The organism is Pantoea sp. SGAir0418, from assembly GCF_043529865.1.
On sequence record NZ_CP027912.1, the window covers coordinates 161,004 to 182,856 of the forward strand.

Annotated in this window: 15 protein-coding genes; 5 read left to right on the forward strand and 10 right to left on the reverse strand. The window is 59.3% G+C overall.

The annotated features are described in order from the left end of the window. The first annotated feature begins 7 nt into the window (after positions 1-7). Positions 8-1,687: a choline dehydrogenase gene (gene betA / locus C1N84_RS19780; protein ID WP_021509528.1), complete on the forward strand. Its 1,680-nt coding sequence runs from the start codon at positions 8-10 to the stop codon at positions 1,685-1,687. Between the two features lie 171 nt (positions 1,688-1,858). Here the strand turns inward: betA and C1N84_RS19785 are convergent, their stop codons facing one another. Next, positions 1,859-2,776, reverse strand: coding sequence for a LysR family transcriptional regulator (locus tag C1N84_RS19785; RefSeq protein ID WP_264444535.1), 918 nt, complete (start codon positions 2,774-2,776; stop codon positions 1,859-1,861). Positions 2,777-2,875: 99 nt separating this feature from the next. On the opposite strand from C1N84_RS19785, the gene C1N84_RS19790 reads away from it, so the two are divergent. Continuing rightward, the gene (locus C1N84_RS19790) at positions 2,876-4,207 is read left to right on the forward strand and encodes an aspartate aminotransferase family protein (RefSeq protein ID WP_264444533.1); all 1,332 of its coding nucleotides are present in this window, start codon (positions 2,876-2,878) and stop codon (positions 4,205-4,207) included. On the opposite strand, the gene C1N84_RS19795 is transcribed toward C1N84_RS19790, so the two are convergent. Genes C1N84_RS19795 through C1N84_RS19810 form a run of 4 tightly spaced genes read right to left on the reverse strand, consistent with a single transcriptional unit; the run spans position 4,200 to position 9,117 of the window. Continuing rightward, positions 4,200-6,512, reverse strand: a complete 2,313-nt coding sequence (locus C1N84_RS19795; protein WP_058758828.1) for a molybdopterin-dependent oxidoreductase — start codon at positions 6,510-6,512, stop codon at positions 4,200-4,202. The genes C1N84_RS19790 and C1N84_RS19795 overlap by 8 nt on opposite strands. A 34-nt stretch (positions 6,513-6,546) precedes the next feature. Further along, entirely contained in the window at positions 6,547-7,308 is a 762-nt protein-coding gene (locus tag C1N84_RS19800; protein ID WP_058758829.1) for an amino acid ABC transporter ATP-binding protein, read from the reverse strand. Continuing rightward, a complete protein-coding gene (locus tag C1N84_RS19805; RefSeq protein WP_021509533.1) occupies positions 7,301-8,224 on the reverse strand; it encodes an amino acid ABC transporter permease in 924 nt (307 codons plus the stop codon). Before C1N84_RS19805 ends, C1N84_RS19800 begins: the two co-directional genes overlap by 8 nt. Next, positions 8,221-9,117 (reverse strand): ABC transporter substrate-binding protein, encoded by an 897-nt coding sequence (locus tag C1N84_RS19810; protein ID WP_021509534.1) that lies wholly within the window; start codon positions 9,115-9,117, stop codon positions 8,221-8,223. Before C1N84_RS19810 ends, C1N84_RS19805 begins: the two co-directional genes overlap by 4 nt. Before the next feature lie 492 nt (positions 9,118-9,609). On the opposite strand from C1N84_RS19810, the gene C1N84_RS19815 reads away from it, so the two are divergent. Then, a complete protein-coding gene (locus C1N84_RS19815) occupies positions 9,610-11,790 on the forward strand; it encodes a TonB-dependent siderophore receptor (protein ID WP_276557016.1) in 2,181 nt (726 codons plus the stop codon). 32 nt (positions 11,791-11,822) lie between these two features. Here C1N84_RS19815 and C1N84_RS19820 read toward each other — a convergent pair whose 3' ends face one another. From C1N84_RS19820 to C1N84_RS19835, 4 genes are all read right to left on the reverse strand, one after another. After that, complete coding sequence (locus tag C1N84_RS19820; protein ID WP_262264779.1) at positions 11,823-13,274, reverse strand: MFS transporter; 1,452 nt, start codon at positions 13,272-13,274, stop codon at positions 11,823-11,825. A 48-nt stretch (positions 13,275-13,322) separates the two neighbouring features. Then, positions 13,323-13,919, reverse strand: a complete 597-nt coding sequence (locus tag C1N84_RS19825) for a TetR/AcrR family transcriptional regulator (protein WP_262264778.1) — start codon at positions 13,917-13,919, stop codon at positions 13,323-13,325. 131 nt (positions 13,920-14,050) lie between these two features. After that, the gene (locus C1N84_RS19830; protein WP_264444526.1) at positions 14,051-14,965 is read right to left on the reverse strand and encodes an alpha/beta fold hydrolase; all 915 of its coding nucleotides are present in this window, start codon (positions 14,963-14,965) and stop codon (positions 14,051-14,053) included. A gap of 208 nt (positions 14,966-15,173) precedes the next feature. Further along, on the reverse strand, positions 15,174-16,067 hold the full coding sequence (locus tag C1N84_RS19835) for a MurR/RpiR family transcriptional regulator (protein WP_264444525.1): 894 nt from the start codon (positions 16,065-16,067) through the stop codon (positions 15,174-15,176). Positions 16,068-16,474: 407 nt separating this feature from the next. On the opposite strand from C1N84_RS19835, the gene C1N84_RS19840 reads away from it, so the two are divergent. Both C1N84_RS19840 and C1N84_RS19845 read left to right on the forward strand, forming a co-directional pair. After that, a complete protein-coding gene (locus tag C1N84_RS19840; protein WP_150360209.1) occupies positions 16,475-18,607 on the forward strand; it encodes a TonB-dependent siderophore receptor in 2,133 nt (710 codons plus the stop codon). After that, on the forward strand, positions 18,597-19,757 hold the full coding sequence (locus tag C1N84_RS19845) for an ABC transporter substrate-binding protein (protein WP_264444522.1): 1,161 nt from the start codon (positions 18,597-18,599) through the stop codon (positions 19,755-19,757). The genes C1N84_RS19840 and C1N84_RS19845 overlap by 11 nt, the downstream gene beginning before the upstream one ends. 1,140 nt (positions 19,758-20,897) lie before the next feature. Here C1N84_RS19845 and C1N84_RS19850 read toward each other — a convergent pair. Further along, complete coding sequence (locus C1N84_RS19850) at positions 20,898-21,842, reverse strand: cytochrome d ubiquinol oxidase subunit II (protein ID WP_264444520.1); 945 nt, start codon at positions 21,840-21,842, stop codon at positions 20,898-20,900. Between the last annotated feature and the right edge of the window lie 11 nt (positions 21,843-21,853).

The following is a 21,853-nucleotide window of genomic DNA, read 5'->3' on the forward strand; positions in this document are numbered from 1 at the left end:
GCGACTAATGGAATTTGATTACATCATTATCGGAGCCGGATCCGCAGGGAACGTTTTGGCAACAAGACTGACCGAAGACAGCAGCGTGAACGTCCTGCTGCTGGAGGCCGGCGGTCCCGATTACCGCTTTGATTTCCGCACGCAAATGCCGGCGGCGCTGGCCTGGCCATTACAGGGCAAACGCTACAACTGGGCGTACGAAACCGAGCCTGAGCCACACATGAATAACCGCCGCATGGAGTGCGGACGCGGTAAAGGGCTGGGCGGTTCGTCGCTGATCAACGGCATGTGCTACATCCGCGGTAACGCCATGGATCTCGACAACTGGGCGCAGCAGCCGGGTCTGGAAAACTGGACTTACCGCGACTGCCTGCCCTACTACCGCAAGTCGGAAACGCGCGATATCGGTGCTAATGATTATCACGGTGGCGAAGGCCCGGTGAGCATCACCACCTGTAAGCCAGGCAACAACCCGCTGTTCGCCGCGATGATTGAAGCCGGCGTGCAGGCGGGCTATCCGCGTACCGACGATCTCAACGGTTATCAGCAGGAAGGATTTGGTCCGATGGACCGTTTCGTGACGCCGCAGGGCCGCCGCTCCAGCACCGCGCGCGGTTATCTGGATACGGCGAAACAGCGTCCGAACCTGAAAATCATCACCCACGCCACCACCGATCGCATTCTGTTCGAGGGCAAACGCGCGGTCGGCGTGCAGTATCTGCACGGCGCCAGCGATACGTCGCACACCGTGCATGCGCGGCGTGAAGTGCTGCTGTGCGCCGGTGCTATCGCCTCGCCGCAGATTCTGCAGCGCTCCGGCGTTGGCGCGGCGGCATTGCTGAAGCAGCACGACATCCCGCTGGTGCATGATCTGCCGGGCGTCGGTGAAAACCTGCAGGATCATCTGGAGATGTACCTGCAGTACGAGTGCAAAGAGCCGGTATCGCTCTATCCGGCCCTGAAGTGGTGGAACCAGCCGAAAATTGGTGCCGAGTGGCTGTTCAAAGGCACCGGTATCGGCGCCAGCAACCAGTTTGAAGGCGGTGGCTTTATCCGCAGCCGGGAAGAGTTTGCCTGGCCCAACATTCAGTACCACTTCCTGCCGGTGGCGATTAACTACAACGGCTCGAATGCGGTAGAAGCGCATGGCTTCCAGTGTCACGTCGGTTCGATGCGTTCGCCAAGCCGCGGTCACGTGCGCATTAAGTCGCGCGATCCGCGCCGTCATCCGGCGATTCTGTTTAACTACATGGCGCACGAGCAGGACTGGCATGAGTTCCGCGATGCCATCCGCATCACGCGGCAAATCATCAACCAGCCGGCGCTGGATAAGTATCGCGGCAAAGAGATCAGTCCGGGGCTGGAGTGCCAGAGCGACGAGCAGCTGGATGAGTTTGTGCGCAACCATGCTGAGACCGCTTACCATCCGTGCGGCACCTGTAAAATGGGCAGCGATGAGATGGCGGTTGTGGATGGCGAAGGTCGCGTACACGGCCTGCAGGGGCTGCGCGTGGTCGACGCCTCAATCATGCCGCTGATCATCACCGGTAACCTGAATGCCACCACCATCATGATTGGCGAGAAGATCGCCGACAACATTCGTGGTCGCCAGCCGCTGCCGCGCAGCGAAGCGGACTACTTCGTGGCGGGCGATCGCCCGGTGCGCGGCGAGCCGCTGCGTGCATAAAGCAGTAATATCTCAGGGGAGAACGTACGGTTCTCCCCTTTTTTCGCCCTCTTCTCTCTCGCCACCCTGCCTGCCATTAAGGTCTGTCAGACTTTGCGCCGCACGGTGCTGGCGTCCGGTTGATGTAGCAAACTAACAGTATGTTGTAACTAGAATGCCTTAGCGCCTCCGCTAAGCGCCGGGCTCGTCCAGCGCCAGCGCCTGCAAAAAGCGTTGCAGGATGGCGTTGTGACGCGGGCCCTGGCGGGTGACGAGCGCGATTTGACTGTGGTAATGGAACTGCTGCGGCGCGAGGGCGCGCATTTGCTTTTTCTCCACCCACTGCGCGGCGTAGTGGTCCGGCAGGAAACCGATATAGCGCCCGGTGAGAATGAGAAATGCGATCCCTTCGCGATCGGAAGCGGTGGCGCTGCAGTTCAGCTGCTGATGCAGCGCAATCGCCTCCGCCGGCATGCGAAACAGCGGCGCTATCGCATCGCAGGCCGCCAGCGCGTGGTGTTCCGGCCGCTCCGCCTGGTTAAACAGCGGGTGCGCGTGGCTACAATAGAGCTGCGCATGTTCATCATACAGCTGTGCGTACGCCAGCCCGGAGACCGGCGCCGCCATCGGCAGCGCGCCCACGTGCAGGCGTCCTTCCAGCAGACCTCGCTCGATATCCGCCGCGGTTAACATACTGATGTTGATACGGATCCCTGCCCCGCTCTCCCGCAGCGCCGCCAGTGCATGGGTGAGACGCATGCGCGGCTGCGTCACCAGATTATTGATGATGCCGATGTTGAACTCTCCGCGCAGCTGCTGATGCATCTGGTTCACCTGCTGGCGAAAATCTTCCACCGCCGCCATCATGGTCTCGCTGTGTCGTAAAATTTCACGCCCTTCCTCGGTGAGCGCAAACCCGGCGCGACCGCGCTGGCACAGGCGCATGCCCAGCCGTTTTTCCAGATCGCTCATATGCAGGCTGATGGCCGAGCGCGTAATACCGAGCAGGCTTTCGGCGGCGGAAAAGCTGCCGCACTCGCTGACGGTTTTGAAAACGCGCAGCAGTCTGAGGTCGAAGTCGGTCACCTGGGCCAGCGTTTTCTTTTTCATTCAGGTGAGTAAATCCATAAGTGAAGACAAGTTAATTAGCATTTAACTTAACCGGCGGCGGATTGCAAACTCTGCTTAACACATGCCGGAGAAAACCCGATGTCACAGCCGATCAATACCGCCGACCTGAATTTACAGGCGCACTGGATGCCGTTCACTGCTAACCGCTATTTTCAGCAGGATCCCCGTTTTATTGTCGCCGCGCACGGCCACTGGCTGACCGATGGCGACGGCCGCCAGATTTTCGATAGTCTGTCCGGTTTATGGACCTGCGGCGCGGGCCACACGCGCCGTGAAATCCAGCAGGCAGTCGTGCAGCAACTCGGTACGCTGGATTACTCGCCGGGCTTTCAGTACGGCCATCCGCTGTCGTTTCAGCTGGCCGAGCGCATCGCCAGCCTGATGCCCGGCCATCTCAACCACGTGTTCTTTACCGGTTCGGGGTCGGAGTCGGCGGATACTGCGGTGAAAATGGCGCGCGCCTGGTGGCGGGCCAAAGGCCAGCCCAATAAAACCCGGCTGATTGGTCGCGCGCGCGGCTATCACGGCGTAAACATTGGCGGTACCAGCCTTGGTGGAATCGGCGGCAACCGTAAGGCCTTTGGTCAGCTGCTGGAGGTTGATCACCTGCCGCATACGCTGCAGCCAGAGCTGGCGTTTACCTCCGGCCAGCCTGCCACTGGGGGCGAGGCGCTGGCGGATGAGATGCTGAAGCTGATTGAACTGCATGATGCTTCGACTATTGCCGCGCTGATTGTCGAACCGCTGTCCGGATCCGCCGGCGCGATTATTCCGCCGCACGGCTACCTGCAGCGCCTGCGTGAGATCTGTACGCAGCACGATATTTTGCTGATTTTTGACGAGGTAATCACCGGCTTTGGCCGCATGGGACGCTGGAGCGGCGCGGAGTATTTTGGCGTCACACCGGATCTGCTCAACTTCGCCAAACAGATTACCAACGGTGCCATTCCGCTGGGCGGCGTGGTGGCCAGCAGCGAAATCTATCACACCTTTATGTCTCAGCCGCTGCCGCAGCACGCGGTTGAGTTTGCGCACGGCTACACCTATTCGGCGCATCCGGTGGCCTGCGCGGCCGCGCTGGCGACGCTGGACGTGCTGGAAAACGAGGCGCTGATTAGCCAGTCGGCCGAACTGGCACCGCATTTTGAACGTGCGCTGCACGGGCTGCGCGATTGTCCGCAGGTGGTGGATATCCGCAACTGCGGGCTGGTCGGTGCCATTCAGCTGGCACCCCGTGAAGGTGACGCGACCGTGCGGCCGTTTGAAGCGGGCATGGCGTTGTGGAAAGCCGGCTTTTACGTCCGCTTTGGCGGCGATACGCTGCAGTTCGGCCCGATGTTTGATACCCAGCCGGCCGAACTGGACCGGCTATTTGATGCGGTAGGCGAAGCCCTGCACGGCCTCAGATAATCTCAGTGCTGTAGCTGACCGGTTGCGGCGGAATAAATGCCTGCACCGGCGTCAGCTCGCCGCGGTATTTGCGCAGTTGCACCACGGTGATTTGTCCGCTACAGCCCTGCGCCAGCGATGAAGTACCGATATCCAGCGTCAGCACATTCGGATTACCGTGGCGACACAGCGGTCGCAGCGCGGTGGGATCGACCGGATCGTACCAGGCGCCGGTCGGCAATTGCACCACCCCCGGCATAATGCTTTCGGTGACGCGAGCGCTGGCCAGCACGTGACCGCGCTGATTGTACAACTCGATAATGTCGCCGTCGGTAATGCCGCGCGCGGCGGCATCGTGCGGATGCAGGCTGCACACCTCACGTCCTTCGCGTTTGCCGCTCAGGCTGTAGTCACCAAAATCCAGCTGGCTGTGCAGACGCGTGGCCGGCTGATTCGCGATCAACCACAGCGGATGTTCCGCATCCGGCTGCTGCTGCGGCGCGCGCCACACCGGATGGCCGGGGCAATTTTCGTAGCCAAAGCTGGCGATGGTGGCGGAAAAGATTTCGATTTTGCCGCTCGGCGTCGGTAGCGGTGCCGCCGCCGGATCGGCCCGAAACGCATTGATCATCCGCCCGCCATCTTTCAGCTGCGGCAGTTCAATCACACCCTGCAGCCAGAACTGGTCGAAGTCAGGAATCGTCACCTGATGCGCGGCCAGTTTTTCCTGCAGCTGCGCATAGTGATGGCGCAGCCAGCCGCGGGCGTCGCGTCCTTCGGTGAATGCCTCTTCACGGCCTAAACGACGCGCCAGTTCAGCAAAAATGGTGTAGTCATCCTGCGCCTGCGCGTAAGGTTGCGCCACCGGCTGCATGGCAAACAGATGACGATCGGTCGGCGCACCGCCGATATCTTCACGCTCCAGCGTCATGGTGGCAGGCAGCACGATATCCGCATGGCGCGCGCTGGCGGTCCACGCGGTCTCGTGCACAATCAGCGTATCCAGCTGGCAAAACGCCTGCCGCAGCCGCGCCAGATCCTGATGATGATGGAATGGATTGCCGCCCGCCCAGTAGGCCAGACGGATGTGCGGATAGGTTAAGCGCCGGCCGTTGTAATCAAATTGCGTGCCGGGATGCAGCAGCATATCGGCGATGCGCGCCACCGGAATCAGCCGGTCAATCCCGTTCCTGCCCTGCGGCAGCGCCGGGAAACTCACCAGATTATGATGCTTACCGTAATGGCCGAGCGCGCCGAGCGCATAGGTGTAGCCACCGCCCGGCAGCCCCGGCTGTCCCAGCGCAGCCGCCAGCACCAGCCCCAGCCATACCGGTTGCTCACCGTGTTCCGCGCGCTGCAACGCGTGCGCCACGGTAACCAGCACGCGCTTGCCGTGCAGCTGGCGGGCAAAATCGGTGATTGTTGCCGCGCTGACGCCACAAATCTCAGCCGCCCACTGCGCGTCGCGCCGCGTACCGTCCTCTTCGCCGCGAATATAGGCGACCATTTGCGGCCAGCCGACGGTGTAACGCGCGAGGAAAGCCTCATCGGTGCGCTGCTCGTCAATCAGCACCGACAGCAGACCGAGAATGAAGGCCGCATCGGTACCAGGACGCAGCGCCAGCCACTCTCCCTGCGCCTCATCGGGCAGATCGCTCTGCAACGGGCTCACCGAAATAAAGCGTGCGCCGCGTTCTGCCGCCTGCTGCATAAAGCCGCGTTCGGTATGTTCGCTCAGACCACCGCTTGCTACCTGCGAGTTTTTCAGCGCCAGGCCGCCGAACGCCAGCACGATCTCGCTATGCCGGGCGATCTCTTCCCAGCTGACGCCGCGGCGGGCGATCTCATTCATGTCGCCGACGATATGCGGTAACAGCACCGAAGCCGAACCGGAACTGTAGCTGTTCACCGAGCGCACATAGCCGCCCATCACCGTGTTAAGAAACCGGTGCACCTGGCTCTGCGCGTGGTGAAAGCGGCCGGCACTTGACCAGCCATATGAGCCACCAAAAATGCCTTCCGGCCCATACGCATCACCGACGCGCTGCAGTTCGCGCGCCACCAGCGTGTAAGCCTGCTCCCAGCTCACCGCCACATAGTCGTCATTACCGCGACGTGGATCCGCGCCGGGCCCATTTTCCAGCCAGCCACGGCGCACCATCGGTTGCGCCACGCGCGCCGGGTGATGCAGGACATTGTGAAAGTTTTGCAGCAGCGGGCTGGGATCGGGATCGCCGTGAAACGGTTCGATGGTCAGTCGATCGCCCTGCTGGCGGGCAGTAAAAGCACCCCAGTGGGCGCTGTGCATCACCGGTTTTTGCGTCATCATGCTTCCTGGAGTCAAAAATGAAAAACGGTGCTTACAGCACCGTTGCAATAAAGTTTCTTACCCGTCCGTTTTCCGGATCGTCGAGCACCTGCTGCGTCGGCCCCGCCGCCACAATCCGCCCGCCTTCCATAAACACGATGTTGTCAGCCACCTCGCGCGCAAAACCGATCTCGTGCGTCACGATCACCATGGTGATGCCGGAGTGCGCCAGCTGTTTGATCACCTGCAGCACTTCACCCACCAGTTCCGGATCGAGCGCAGACGTGGGCTCATCAAACAGCATCACGCCGGGATCCATCGCCAGCGCACGGGCGATCGCCACGCGCTGCTGCTGACCACCGGAGAGATTCTGCGGCCACTCTTCTTCGCGCCCGGCCAGCCCCACCTGCTTAAGCAGCGACAGCGCTTTGCTGGTCGCCTGCTGGCGGCTCTGTTTTTTCACCCGCATCGGCGCATCGACAATGTTTTGCAGTACGGTGCGGTGCGGGAACAGGTTGAACTGCTGAAACACCATGCCGATTTCGGCGCGCTGACGCGCAATCTCGCTGCTGCTCAGCTCGTGCAGCGCCTGGCCTTTCTGCTTGTAACCAATGATCTCGCCACCGATACGAATCGTGCCGCCATCCAGTTTTTCCAGATGGTTGATGCAGCGCAGCAGCGTCGATTTGCCTGAGCCGGACGGTCCTAGGATCACCGTCACCGAGCCGGCCGGGATATCAAGATTAACTTCATCCAGAATGGTGACGCCGGAAAAACGTTTGGTCACCTTACGTAAGGCGATCGCTTCAGCCATTGCTGACGCTCCTTTCGGCTTTAGGCGCGGAGAAACCGGGCAGTGACTTGAGCAAACTGCGCTTTTCACGGCGCGTGACGCCACGGCCAAAGTAGCGCTCGACGTAGAACTGACCAACCGACAGTACCGAAGTCATCAGCAGATACCACAGCGTCGCCACCAGCAGCAGCGGGATCACTTCATAGGTGCGCTGATAGATGATCTGCGCCGAAAACAGCACATCCTGCAGGGAGATCACCGATACCACCGCCGTGGTTTTCAGCTGGCCGATGATTTCGTTACCGGCCGGCGGCATGATGGCGCGCATCGCCTGCGGCAGTACGGTATGACGGAAAATCTGCGCCGGACGGTAACCCAGCGCACGTGCGGCTTCCAGCTGGCCATTGCCAACGCTCTGAATCCCGGCGCGCACGATCTCAGCCGCATAGGCAGACTGATGCATTACCAGCGCGATCACCGCCGCGCTGAACGGGCTGACCAGCGCATTGGACTGAGTACTCCAGATTTCACCCAGACCCGGCAGCGACAGCGAAATGGTCGGGTACAGCGCCGCGATGTTGTACCACAGGAACAGCTGTACCAGCATCGGCACGCCGCGGAAAAACCAGGTATAGAACCAGCTGACGCCGACCAGCACCGGGTTGGATGACAGGCGCATCAGCGCCAGCACCGTGCCAAAGGCGAAGCCCAGCACCACCGAAATCGCTGTCAGCTGCAGCGTCATCAGCACGCCCTGCAGGATTGACTCGCCAGTGAAGTTTTCCGCAATCACGCCCCATTCGAAGCGCGGATTGTTGATCATCGAATGCGCCATCGCCACCACGCACAACAGCACCACCAGCGCACTGAGCCAGCGTCCGTAGTAGCGTTTACCGACGATTTTCAGATCGTCGGTGTGGTCGTGAAAGTCACTCATTGAAAGATATCCTGATTACGTTTTGACTCTTTAACCGCGCCAAAGCCGATGCCCCAGTTATCCAGGATCTTCTGGTAGCTGCCATCTTTAATCAGCGAGTTCAGCGCTGCCTGTACGGCAGGTTCAAGCGCGGAATCTTTCGGGAAGGCGACCGATACCGGCGCATCATGCACGGTGATTTCGCCGCTCATGGTCAGCGGTTTGATCACTTTCACCTGCCACAGCAGGCCTTCGTATGGACCGAGGAACATCGGCACACGCCCGCTGACCACGGCCTGAACACCCGCCGGGCGATCCGGGAACACTGACACTTTAATCGGTTTTTTCCCGGCCGCTTCACAGGCTTTGCTGGCCTCTTCCAGACGGGTCACCTGGGTGGTGCCGGAACCGGCGCCGACTTCTTTACCGCACACCTCGTCGAGGGTTTTGAACGGCGCGACGTTGGCGTCTTTCCGCGAAATAATGCCGAGACGGCTGGCGTCGTAGTAACTCACGAAGTCGATAATTTTGGCGCGCGCCGGCGTGGCGTTGATGTTGGACAAGGCCACATCGTAGCGACCGGTTTTCAGTCCCGGAATGATGTTGTCGAAGCCGCCGGTATCACGCCACTGCACCTGAATGCCGAGACGCTCACCGACCGCGTTCATGATGTCAATTTCACGACCGGCCAGCGTTTTGTTGTCTTCTTTATAGAAGGTGGTGGGCGGCGTGTTGGGGTTGGTTCCTGCCACAATATAGCCACGCTTCGCCACGTCGGCGGGCACCAGGCTTTTCAGCGCGGCATCAGCCTGTACATGCAGTGAGCTGTCGGTTGGGACGGATTGTTCGGCGGCAAACGCGGTGTGCGCACTGAGAGCGAGTGCGAAAAGGGTGATACCTTTTGCGAATTTCACTGGAACCTTTCTCCTGATATTTAAAATGTTTCCCGGCAGGGAAAAGGCGTCGAGGTAGCGATGTATTTTTCCCTTTGCCCATGTCGCGTAAAGCCGCGCGGCGCAAAGGATTGTCATCCTCTGAACGTCCCGCAGCCATTCTCTGGAAGATAGGCAGCGATCACAAATGCGAAAAACAGATATCTATTGCCGAAATCCGGCAATAGGGTTCTTTGCTGGCCTGAATGCGGCCCTGTCATCGCGCAAAAATCAGATTGTTACCGCAAATCAGGCACCTGCTTATGCTGCCATGCTGAATGATTTGCTTATTAGCCATAACGTTCCTGTCTAAGCCAGCGTATCGCCCTGCTGACAAAAACTGACAAAAAAGCGGCCCGTCGAGGCGATTTGCGCAGGAATGTAAAGAAGTCGCACATCAATATACAATGCAAACCATTCTCATTATCATGCGCATTTGCTTACAAATGTTAACGCATCAGGGAGATGATATAAGTGAATGTAACTGTATGTGGCAAAAAGCGTCCGGTCGCACTGTGCCTGGCGGGCCTGTTAACCTCACCGGTGTTTGCCGCTGAACCCACGGAGAAGCTGGCCGACGATGAGTCGATGATTGTGACGGCAGAGCAGGAGCTGAAGCAGCAGCCGGGGGTTTCCACCATTACCGCTGAAGACATCAAAAAAAGTCCGCCCGTTAACGACCTCGCGGACATCATCCGCAAAATGCCCGGCGTTAACCTCACCGGTAACGGCGCCAGCGGCAGCCGCGGTAACAACCGTCAGATCGACATTCGCGGCATGGGCCCGGAAAACACCTTAGTGCTGATCGATGGCGTGCCGGTCACCTCCCGTAACTCGGTGCGTTACAGCTGGCGCGGTGAGCGCGACTCACGCGGGGATACCAACTGGGTACCGCCGGAAATGGTGGAACGCATTGAGGTGATACGCGGTCCGGCCGCTGCCCGTTATGGCTCCGGTGCCGCCGGCGGTGTGGTCAACATCATTACCAAACGCCCGACCAATGACTGGCACGGTTCGCTGTCGCTGTTCACTAACCAGCCAGAAGATGACAAGGAAGGCGCCACCCGCCGCGCAAACTTCAACCTCAGCGGTCCGCTGGCCGGTGAGGTACTCACCATGCGGCTGTACGGCAACCTGAACAAAACGGATGCCGACGCCTTCGACATCAATACCGCGCAAAATGGCGCTTACGCCGCCGGACGCGAAGGGGTGCGTAACAAAGACATTAATGGCGTGCTGTCGTGGAAAATCACCCCGACGCAGATTGTCGATTTCAGCTATGGCTACAGTCGCCAGGGCAATATTTATGCCGGCGACACGCAAAACAGCAACAGCAATGCCAGCGCCAGCGGACTGGTGGAAGCGCTGTACGGCAGCGAAACCAACCGCCTGTATCGCCAGAACTATGGAGTGGTGCACAACGGCATCTGGGACTGGGGCACCTCTAAGCTCAACTTTAGCTATGAGAAAACCAATAACACCCGCCTGAAAGAAGGCTCCGGCGGCAGCACCGAAGGGATGATCAACAGCGATACGTACGCTACCAGCCGGCTGGAGAGCTATCGCGCCGGCGGCGAGATCAATTTCCCGCTGCAGCTGCTGGTCGATCAAACCGTTACGCTGGGTGCTGAGTGGAATCGCGATGAGCTTAACGATCCGGCATCGGTACAGGCCACCAGCGCACCGGGCGTCGATTTCGGCGGCGTTTCCAGCGACGGTTCGCAGCGTGACAGTAAAAACAGCGCCACCATCAGCTCGCTCTATTTCGAAGACAACATCGCCGCCACCGACTCCACCGAAGTGATCCCCGGCCTGCGCTTCGACTATCACGATCAGTTTGGCGCTAACTGGAGCCCGAGCCTCAACCTGTCGCAGGGCCTCGGTGATTACTTCACGCTGAAAGCCGGTATTGCGCGTGCCTTTAAAGCGCCAAACCTGTATCAGTCCACTGAGGGCTACATCCTGTCGACGCGCGGCAACGGTTGTCCGATTGGCCTGTCACGCTGTTACCTGCTGGGCAGCAAAGACCTTGATCCCGAGATCAGTGTGAACAAAGAAGTGGGCATTGAATTCAGTCATCAGGGCTATGTCGCGGGCATCACCTGGTTCCGCAATGATTACAAAAACAAAATCATCTCCGGAACCACGCCGGTGGCTTCAACCGGCTCGTATAACCTGCTGCGCTGGGAAAATGGCGGCAAAGCGATCGTCGAAGGGCTGGAAGGCAATCTGAGCATCCCGCTGATCGCCGACACGCTGGAGTGGCGCACCAATGCCACCTATATGTTCCGCTCGGAGAGCAAAAAAACCGGCAACCCGCTGACGGTAATTCCTGAATTTACCATCAACTCGCAGCTGGAGTGGCAGGCGACCGAGGCGCTCAGCGCCAACATCAACTGGACGCAATACGGTCGACAGAAGCCACGTCAGTATGCGGAAACCAGCCTCGAGGCCAGCCGTGGTCTGTCGCAGCGTGAAATCAGCCCGTATTCCATTGTCGGGCTGAACCTCAACTACGACATCACCAAAAACCTGAGCGCCAACGCCGGTATCAACAACCTGTTTGATAAGCGCGTGTACCGCGAAAATGCCGGGGCATCGACCTATAACGAACCGGGCCGCGCCTGGTACGCCGGTGTCACGATGTCGTTCTGAGGAATGGACGCGATTGGTTAGAGCGAGCGAACTTAGCTGAGGGGTTTAAGCACCGCCGCCTGTGTGGCTGGCCTGCGCGCCAGCCGGATGCTCAACAGCGCGCCGGCCGCCAGACAGATCGACATACACACTATCGCCACGATGAAGGCATGGGTAATCTCTCCCGGCCCCTTGCCCGTGCCCAGCACGGCATAAAAGATCCCGCCGATAATGGCCACGCTCAGCGCCGTGCTCAGTTGCAAGGTGGAGCTGGCGATACCGGCAATCATCCCGGCCCAGGCGGGTGCCACGCGTCCGGTGACGATGTGCATCAGCGTCGGCAGCGCCAGCCCCTGGCCAAACCCCACCACAAACAGTCCCAGAGCCAGCGGCAGCGCCGCTGGTGACATCCCAACCGGCGTGCTGGCCATCAGCCACGCCAGGCCCAGCAGGCCGACCACTTCCAGCACCATCCCAGTGGCGTTAACGTAAGGCCCAATCAGCCGTCGCGCAGAAGGCGTGGATAGCGGCCCCAGCAGAAAACCCGCACCAAAGGGCAGAAAGATCAGCCCGGCGCTCAGTACGCCCTGATGCAGCGCGCCCTGTAAATAGATCGAGAACAGCAGGAAGAATACGCCAATCGAGTAGAACAGCAGCGCCAGCAGCAGGGACAGCCCCAGCCCCGGCACGCTGAAAATCGCCGGATCGATCAGCGGATCGCCGCCCTGCTTTGCCAGCCGGCTTTCATAGCGCCAGAACAGAGTGCCCAGCACCGGCACCAGCAGCAGCGATAGCCAGGCCCACAGCGGCCAGCCCGCTTCCCGTCCTTCAATCAGCGGCACGATCAGCAGACCCAGCGTCATCATCGACAGTCCCATTCCGCCAAAATCCAGCTTGCGCGCGTGCTGAGCTCGCGTCTCTTTAATCAACGGGATGCCAAACAACACCACCAGCAGCGCCACCGGCAGATTGACCAGGAAAATGGCGCGCCAGCCGCTATTGAACAGGTTGAGTGAGATCAGGATGCCGCCCAGCGCCTGACCGATCACCGAGGCCAGACCAAATACCGCGCCGTACAGGCTCAGCGCGCGCGATTTCTCCGCCTCCGGGAAAATCGCCTGAATCGAGGCCAGCGCCTGCGGTGCCATAATCGCTGCAGTGATGCCCTGCAGCACGCGGCCAGCGATCAGCGCACCCGGTGACCAGGCAAAGCCACACAGCGCAGAAGCCGCCGCAAAACCGGTCAGGCCAACGAAGAACATGCGCCCGCGGCCAAACAGATCGCCGAGGCGACCGCCGGTGATCAGCGTGACGGCATAAAACCCGGCATAGGACGAGATGACAAATTGCTCCGCCGAGCCGGACGTGGCCAAGTCGCTCTGAATCGACGGCAGCGCCACATTGACAATAAAGAAGTCCAGCGGGGGTAAAAATGCGCCTGTCAGCAGGACGATAAACATCGCCCAGCGGCGTGGCTCGGGATTTAACGCGTGCGGATCTGACATCACAACACCTCAATAAGGAACCGATTGGTTCCAATATGGATAAAAAAATTAGTCGAGCAGACGCATAGTGCAGTCCACTACGGCGTTCATTTCTGCTTCCGTTGCCCCGGTTTTACCGAGGATGCGCATCCCTTCAATCTGGCAAACCAGTAAGCGGGCCAGCACCTGCTCATCACGCTCGGGCAGTTCTCCGCTCAGCTGACCGCGCACCAGTGTTGCCGCATACAGCTGCTGCAAACGCCGGAACATGCGCCCCGAGCGTTCGGCAATCTGTTCATCATGCGCGGCCATCTCGGTGGTAAGCGACACCACCAGACAACCGCGCCGCCCTTTCTCACCGCTGGAGAGCGCGGCATAACGCAGCAGCGAGGCGCGAATCGCCGCTTTAACCGCGCCGGGCTGCGCCAGAATATCCGAGGTGGCTTTCAGACCTTCGGTCATGTAGATATCCAGCGCGGCCAGCAGCAACCCTTTTTTATCGCCGAACGCCTTGTAGAGACTGCCGCGCGATAAACCGGTTCCGGCGATCAAATCCGGTAGCGACGCCGCTTCATAGCCGCGATCCCAGAAAACGTGCATGGCGCCGCGCGCCGCCTCTTCCAGCTCGAACTCGCGCGGGCGACCGATGACGGTCAGGTTCTTCATCACTGCCCTCCCCTGTAATTATAAACCAACTGGTTCCTATCTTAGCCACAATGCAGTGGCTATTGCAAGTCAGCCGCACCCCCTTCACGTCGCGGTCGCTTATGCGTGGGTATTCTGGGTTAAGTGATGCGTTACACAAAGAACTGACGTAACGCGTCGGCCAGCGCCTGCGGTTGCTCATCCGGGATAAAGTGACCACAGTGCGCGAGACGAATCCCGCTGACGTCGGCCGCAAAAGTGCGCAGCGGCTGGGCCATATCGCCAATTGAGCCCTGATCGGCGCTCACCGCCAGCAGCGGGATCGCCAGTTTTCCCCGGGTTTGCAACAACTGACGATTCTGCTCCGCCGAGGTGCTGACCTCACGGTACGCCGCCATGCCGGCGCGCAGCGCGCCGTTTTGCTGCAGCAGCCGCACATATTCCGCCATCTCTTCGTCACCAAACACCATCGGGCTGGCTGCTTTGCGCTGCAAAAACCACTGCAGATAGAGCGCTTCACGACCGGCGATCAGCGCTTCCGGCAGATCCGGCAACAGGTGAAAAGCAAAATGCCAGGTTTTCCAGGCTTTGTCCGGCGTCGCAGGCAGCGCATCCGGCAGCGTCACGCCGGGAATGCCGGCATCCAGCAGCGCCAGTTTGCTGATGGCATCACCGTGCAGCATCGCCAGCGGCCAGGCAACCCAGGCACCCACGTCATGCGCGGCCAGGTAGTAACGCTCAACACCTAACTGCTGCAACAATCCCTGCACGCTGTGCGCCAGCGAGGTGGTGTCATAACCGCTGGCAGGCTTGTCGGAGTCGCCCTGGCCGGGCAGATCCGGCGCAATGATGAAATAGTCTGCCGCCAGCTGCGCCATCACCTTACGCCAGGCAAACCAGCTCTGTGGAAAGCCCGCCAGCAGTACCAGCGTTGGCCCCTGCACATTGCCGCCGCTGACATAGTGCAGCCGCACACCCGCCACCGTGGCGTAAGCATGGTTAAATTGCGGCAGGTGATCGACGGGCTGTGACCAGCGCGGCGCGGCGTCCAGGGCAGGCAGTGACATAAGCGTTCTCCGGTTATTTTGGTAAAGAGTGTTTCCTTATTGGATGCGATTCTGCGCTACCGCGCCGTTAACGCGGACTCATTAAGGAAATGTTTATTTCCTTAATATTAACGACAGCCACGCGCGCCTTGCAAGCGAGTCTGTGAAATAGATCCGGAAGCGAACGGCGGAGTGAATCGTCCCGCCGCCGCGCCTGAGTGATGTGCGGTTATCCCGCCTTCTTCGCCGTGGGTTTCAGCGATCGATTGAGATCCTGAATGCGTTTCATGGTTTTAACCGTGCGTGCCGAACTGGCGGAGGCCACCGCCAGAATCAGCATTTCGAGGCACACCAGCACCGTGCCGTGCAGCGGCATGCGACCATTTTCACCGCCGCGCGGCACGTTAATCACTACATCCGCCTGCTGCGCAAACGCCGAATCCAGCGCGTGGGTCAGCAGAATCACCGGCATACCCAGCCGCTGCGCCTCTTTCAGCGTCGTCATGCCCTCACGGTGCGCCGATTTCTGCGCCATCATGATCAGTACATCGCCGCGCTGTAGCGTTATCAGCTGTTCCGCCAGCGCAATTCCGGCACGGTTAAGCGTCACCGCCGGCAGGCCGATGCGCCGGAACAGTCGCGCGCTGTACTCCGCCAGAATGCCGGAAGCGTTGATGCCAAACAGCGCCACCTGACGCGCTTCCAGCAACAGTGTCACCGCAGCCGCCACCGCCTGACGGTTAACCGGTTCTGCCAGTACTTCGCAGGCGCGCTGATGGCCGCCCAGCACAAAATCGATGCCGGAGTTGATGTCACACGACAGTTCGCTGATGGTCGCGATCATCTTCTCTTCCGAGTTTTGCGCCGGGCCAAACCACGCGGCCAGCGTGGTTTTCAGATCGCGCAAACCGGCAAAGCCCAGCGCCTGCACGGTGCGTACCACGGTGGCGTCAGAAGTTTGGGTGGCCTGGGCGATATCCAATGCAGTCGCGTCTAATATAGCCTCACGATGTTCGTGGATATATCGCGCCACCGTTTGCAGGCTGGCCGATAATGTCGTGACGCGCGCACGGTAGCGTTCACCGAATACATCCACCCGATTTTTAATGTTATTTGCCGCCATTATGTTGCCTGTTAGTAATATCGCATCGTTGTGAACCGCGTCGGCAGGCCGGCTTGTAGTAAAAATTTGCGCCGCTACCGCTGCCCACTCCCTTCGCGCCTGGCTTAACCCGGCCAGCTTCAAACGCTATAAAACAAATAATAAGCTGATTTAAAATAAATTTTCTGACAATCCGGGTTCAAAAGTTTCTGCCGCGTTCTGCTGTAGTATCCACACCATCATTTACGTTTACTACTACATTTTTTCATGTTTGAATGATTCTCAATTACATCTCAGCCGCCTTTTTCCGCTGACTGATGGCATGACAATGCCGGGCCGCGAATGTCCTGTTCGTCACCGGCAGCATTTTACTGATAGCTTCGTTGCGCGGAATAAATAATCCCGCAATTACACCAGGTTTATATTCGATGCAGAACAACTCACCGCGGGCGGTTAAATTACTGTGCCATCCGGCTATCCTTGCCGCTATTTACGGCGTAACGGCACTCAGCAGTACTGACAGCCTTGCCGCTGAACAAAACAGCACCCTCACCGTGACGGCGCAGCAGCAAAACAGTGACGACGGCTATAGCGCCACCAGCAGTTCGGTCGCCAGTAAAACGCCGGTGTCGCGCCTTAATGAAGCCCAATCGGTGAGCGTGGTGACGCAACAGCAGCTGGAGGATTATCAGGCCGCCAGCCTCGCCGACGCGCTGCGCTTTGTCAGCGGCGTAAGCGAAGGTAATACGCTGGCAGGTACCGAAGATGGCTTTGTACGGCGCGGCTTTGGCAGCAACTCGGATGGTTCCATCTATCGTGATGGCGTGCGCAGCAGCCAGGGGTTGAATTTCGACGCCACCACCGAACGTGTCGAGGTGCTGAAGGGCTCGGCTTCGCTGCTGTACGGTATCCAGAATCCCGGTGGCGTGATCAATATTGTGAGCAAAAAGCCGCAATACACCTGGCACACCAAAGTCAGCGGTCGCGCAGCCAGCGAGGGCGGCGGCGCCGGTACGCTGGACGTCACCGGTCCGCTCGGCAACGGTTTTGCTTTCCGCCTGATTGCCGAAAAGCAGAATCAGGATTACTGGCGCAATTTCGGCAGCGATAAACACACCTTAATCGCCCCCTCGCTACAGTGGTATGGCGAGCAGGCCAGCTTCCTTATCAGCTACGAAGATTATCAGTACGATATTCCCTACGATCGCGGCACGGCGTTTGTTAACGGTAAGCCGGTAGCGATTGGCTATAAAGATCGCCTGGACGACAAAGCTAACCATGCGTGGGGCCACAATAAAACCCTGAACGCGCACTACGACTGGCAGTTCAATGAGGCGTGGAGCACGCGCCTGACTTTTGGCTGGAACCAGCGTCAGTACGACAACAACGAAGTGCGGGTTACGGCAATCAACCCCACTACCGGCGTGGTGACGCGCCGCGCCGACGCCAACCGTGGCTTCAACCATAAAACCAAATACGTGGCGTGGGATGTGATCGGTTCGCCGCAGCTGTTTGGCATGACGCACGATGTGGTGTTCGGCACCGATTATGAAATGAACCAGACTTACCGTGCGCACCAGTATCAGGGTAAAGCGAACACCGGCTTCAACCTGTACGATCCGCAATACGATATGCTGGCACCGATCACCAACAGCAGCAGTGAAAACAGCGCCAACGCCAACCTGCTTAACCGCCTGCACAGTCGCTCGGTATATGCCAAAGACAGCATTTCGCTCACCGACGACTGGATTGCGGTGCTGGGCGGACGCTATCAGCACTATGAACAGCGCGCGTCAAAGGGCTTCGATCCGGTGGTGCAAACGCTGGACAGCGAGGGCAACAAGTTCCTGCCGCAGGCCGGGCTGATTTACAAACTGACGCCGGATGTCTCACTGTACAGCAGCGTGAGCAAATCCTTCACGCCGTCGACTGACGTCGACGATGACGGCAACGTCGGCAAGCCAGAACAGGGCACCACATGGGAAGTGGGCAGCAAGTGGCAGATTTCGCCCCGGCTGTTTGCCAGCGTAGCGCTGTACCGTATCGACGAACGTGATATGTCGCTTAATATCAACGGCACCACGCGCGCCATCAATAAAGCGCGTTCGAGCGGCGCTGAATTTGAGCTCAATGGGGAAGTGCTGCCGGGCTGGGATCTGAGCGCCAACTACAGCTACGATAAGGCCGAAATCGTCGACGATGGCGTCAACCCGGCGAACAAGGGCAACCGCCTGCAGAACGCACCGCGTCACGCCGGGGCACTTTACCTGAGCCATAATCTGACGCTGAACGGCATTCCCGGTGACTTCCGCGTCGGCGGCGGTGCGCGCTACGTTGGCTCACGCGCCGGCGATCCGGAGAACAGCTTTACGCTGCCGGATTATGTGGTCGCCGACAGCTTTATCGCCTGGAATAATCAGCTGTTTGGCGAGAAAACCCAGCTGAAGCTTAACCTGAATAACCTGTTCAATAAGCACTATTACACCTCCAGCGGCGGCAACCTGCGCGTGCGCGAAGGGGAAACCCGTAACCTGATGGTCGAGGCCAGCGTTGAATTCTGATCGAGCGAAAAAGCCGCTGACGTGGCGTGCCTGGCTGGCTGCCCTCCTGCTGCTGGCGTTCAGCACCAGCACGCTGGCCAGGGTGATCACCGATATTGACGGCAATCGGGTGGAGATTCCCGATAGTCCGCAGCGCATCGTGCTGGGTGAGAGCCGCATGCTGTATACCCTGGCGCTGCTGGCGCCGGATGACCCGTTCCGCCACATCGTCGGCTGGCCGCGCGATCTGCAAAAGTATGACAGCCAGACGTGGAACATTTTTGCGCAGCGGTTTCCGCAGATGCTGAACATCCCGACGCTCGGATCGGGCGGCCCTCAGGCGATCAATCCGGAGCAGATTCTCGCCCTGCGGCCGGACGTGGTCATTCTGCCCAGCCTGGCGCGCTACGATGATGCCGATCTGAGGCTGGTCAGCATCCTGAATGCTGCGCATATTCCGGTAGTGAAGATCGATCTGCGCGTACATCTGTTAAAGAACACCCGGCGCAGCGTAGAGATTTTTGGTGAGGTGCTGAATCAGCAGGCGCGCGCGGCGGCGTTCAACCGCTTTTACAGTGCGCATCTGCAGGTGATCGAGGAACGGCTGGCGCGCTATCACGGGCCTAAACCCACGGTGCTGTTGCAGTTGCATCTGGGACGGCGCAACGAGTGCTGCGTGACGGCGATTAACGGCAGTCTGGGCGAGCTGCTCAACGCCGCCGGCGGCGACAATATTGCTGGCAAAACCCAGCACGGCGTGTTTGGCCGTTTGAGTGAGGAGCAGGTGATCGCAGCCCAGCCTGAGTATTACTTTGCCACCGGCTTTGGCGATAACGCCAGCGCAGGCCTGCTGCGCCTCGGGCCGGACGTCGCGCCCGACGCGGTGCTGAGCAGTTTTCGTCAGCTCACCGCGCAGCAGAACGGCTTGCGTGAGCTGAAGGCGATTCGCAACGGCCATGCGGCGGCAATCTGGATGAATTTTTATCTCAGCCCGTGGCACATTGCGGCAACCGAGTTCATGGCAAAAACGCTGTACCCGCAGCTGTTCGCCGACATCGATCCGCAGCAGACGCTGGAAACCCTGTTCCGTGATTTCCTGCCGATCCCCTATCGCGGCACACTGTTTATGCGGATTCCGGCGGTGGATTCATCCAGCCAGCACAAGCCATAGCGGCGCAGCGGTTGGATCAGCGCGATAAATCGCGCCGCTACAAAGCGTGCCAGCGAATAATTCCGTTATTACATACTGCACCAATCGTAGCGGCGCAATTTATTGCGCGAAAACACAGGGCGCAGCGGTTGGATCAGCGCGATAAATCGCGCCGCTACAAAGCGTGCCAGTGACCAGTACCGTTATCACATTCTGCACCAATCGTAGCGGCGCAATTTATTGCGTAAAAACACAGCTGCGCAGCGGTTTGATCAGCGTGATAAATCGCGCCGCTACGAAACCTGCCAGTGACCAGTACCGTTATCACATTCTGCACCAATCGTAGCGGCGCAATTTATTGCGTAAAAACACAGCTGCGCAGCGGTTTGATCAGCGTGATAAATCGCGCCGCTACGAAACCTGCCAGCGACCAGTACCGTTATCACATTCTGCACCAATCGTAGCGGCGCAATTTATTGCGCAAAAACACAGCGGCGCAGCGTTTAGATCAGCGCGATAAATCGCGCCGCTACGAAACGTGCCAGCGACCAGTACCGTTATCAAATTCTGCACCAATTGCAGCGGCGCAATTTATTGCGCGAAAACACAGCGGCGAAGCGTTTAGATCAGCGCGATAAATCGCGCCGCTACGAAACCTGCCAGCAACCAGTACCGTTATCACATTCTGCACCAATCGTAGCGGCGCAATTTATTGCGCAAAAACACAGCGGCGCAGAGGTTTGATCAGCGTGATAAATCGCGCCGCTACGAAACGTGCCAGCGACCAGTACCGTTATCAAATTCTGCACCAATCGTAGCGGCGCAATTTATTGCGCGAAAACACAGCGGCGCAGCGTTTAGATCAGCGCGATAAATCGCGCCGCTACAAAGCGTGCCAGCGACCCGTACCGTTATCACATTCTGCACCAATCGTAGCGGCGCAATTTATTGCGCAAAAACACAGCGGCACTGCGGTTGAATCAGCGCGATAAATCGCGCCGCTACGAAACGTGCCAGCGACCAGTACCGTTATCACATTCTGCACCAATCGTAGCGGCGCAATTTATTGCGCAAAAACACAGCGGCGCAGAGGTTTGATCAGCGTGATAAATCGCGCCGCTACGAAACGTGCCAGCGAATAATACCGTTATAAATACTTATTTATGCCTGCGGCTGGCGCTTAAACACCCAGAATGCCCAACTGTGGTACAGCAGCGTCAGCGGCAACACAATCAATAAACCCGTCACCACAAACCCCTGCGTCACCGGCGAGGAGGCCTGCTGGTGCATCTCCAGCTGCCACGGCAGCAACCACGGATAAAGCCCGCACGCCAGCGCCGCGACCACCACGCCCGTCTGTACCAACGTGATCATCAGCAACGCCACCATCGCTTCCCGCCACAGCGTAAGCAGCTGCAGCAGCCACAGCGCTGGCAACAGGCTCAGCAACACTTTTCCCGGCCAGCGCTGCCAGCTCTGCTGCCACAGCGCCGGCTCCAGCAGCAGCACGGCGATAAAGCAAGCCAGCGTCACCACCCACCACAGCATGGCCAGCGCCCGCGCCCGCTCCACCACCGGCTCGCCAATGCGCCAGCACAGCCAGCAGCAGCCCAGCAGCAGATCAACCGCCACCAGCCCGAGGCCGCACAGCAGCGGCACCAGCGAAAAATCAATCACAATCCCGCTGGGCGGACGCGACACCAGCATCAACCCGCTCATCCAGCCTGGCAAAAACGCCGTCAGCAGCGAGCTGACCATCAGCAGCCGGTCCAGCCAGCGTCGCCCGGTCTCGCCAGGCTGACCGCGATACGCCAGCGCCAGCCCGCGCAAAAACAGCGCCAGCAGGAAGAGAAACAGCGGCACCTTCAGCGTTTGTAGCAGCAGACTGTACAGCGGCGGAAACAGCGCCAGCATGCCGCCTGCCAGCAACACCAGCCAGGTTTCATTGGCATCCCACAGCGGCAGCAGGCTGTGCACCATCCACTGCCGTTCTTGTGGCTGGTCGAAACTGTACAGCAGCATCCCCACGCCGCTATCCGTGCCATCCAGCGCCAGATACATCAGCAGGGCAAACAGCAGGAGCACCGCAGAAAGTTCGACCAACATCCTCACCCTCC

Excerpts from the sequence above, each read along its gene's own strand:
- C1N84_RS19835 (WP_264444525.1), bottom strand. The coding sequence starts at position 16,067 with ATGGCGGCAAATAACATTAAAAATCGGGTGGATGTATTCGGTGAACGC.
- C1N84_RS19830 (WP_264444526.1), bottom strand. The coding sequence starts at position 14,965 with ATGTCACTGCCTGCCCTGGACGCCGCGCCGCGCTGGTCACAGCCCGTC.
- C1N84_RS19820 (WP_262264779.1), bottom strand. The coding sequence starts at position 13,274 with ATGTCAGATCCGCACGCGTTAAATCCCGAGCCACGCCGCTGGGCGATG.
- C1N84_RS19825 (WP_262264778.1), bottom strand. The coding sequence starts at position 13,919 with ATGAAGAACCTGACCGTCATCGGTCGCCCGCGCGAGTTCGAGCTGGAA.
- C1N84_RS19785 (WP_264444535.1), bottom strand. The coding sequence starts at position 2,776 with ATGAAAAAGAAAACGCTGGCCCAGGTGACCGACTTCGACCTCAGACTG.
- betA (WP_021509528.1), top strand. The coding sequence starts at position 8 with ATGGAATTTGATTACATCATTATCGGAGCCGGATCCGCAGGGAACGTT.
- C1N84_RS19850 (WP_264444520.1), bottom strand. The coding sequence starts at position 21,842 with ATGTTGGTCGAACTTTCTGCGGTGCTCCTGCTGTTTGCCCTGCTGATG.
- C1N84_RS19795 (WP_058758828.1), bottom strand. The coding sequence starts at position 6,512 with ATGACGCAAAAACCGGTGATGCACAGCGCCCACTGGGGTGCTTTTACT.
- C1N84_RS19790 (WP_264444533.1), top strand. The coding sequence starts at position 2,876 with ATGTCACAGCCGATCAATACCGCCGACCTGAATTTACAGGCGCACTGG.
- C1N84_RS19840 (WP_150360209.1), top strand. The coding sequence starts at position 16,475 with ATGCAGAACAACTCACCGCGGGCGGTTAAATTACTGTGCCATCCGGCT.
- C1N84_RS19805 (WP_021509533.1), bottom strand. The coding sequence starts at position 8,224 with ATGAGTGACTTTCACGACCACACCGACGATCTGAAAATCGTCGGTAAA.
- C1N84_RS19800 (WP_058758829.1), bottom strand. The coding sequence starts at position 7,308 with ATGGCTGAAGCGATCGCCTTACGTAAGGTGACCAAACGTTTTTCCGGC.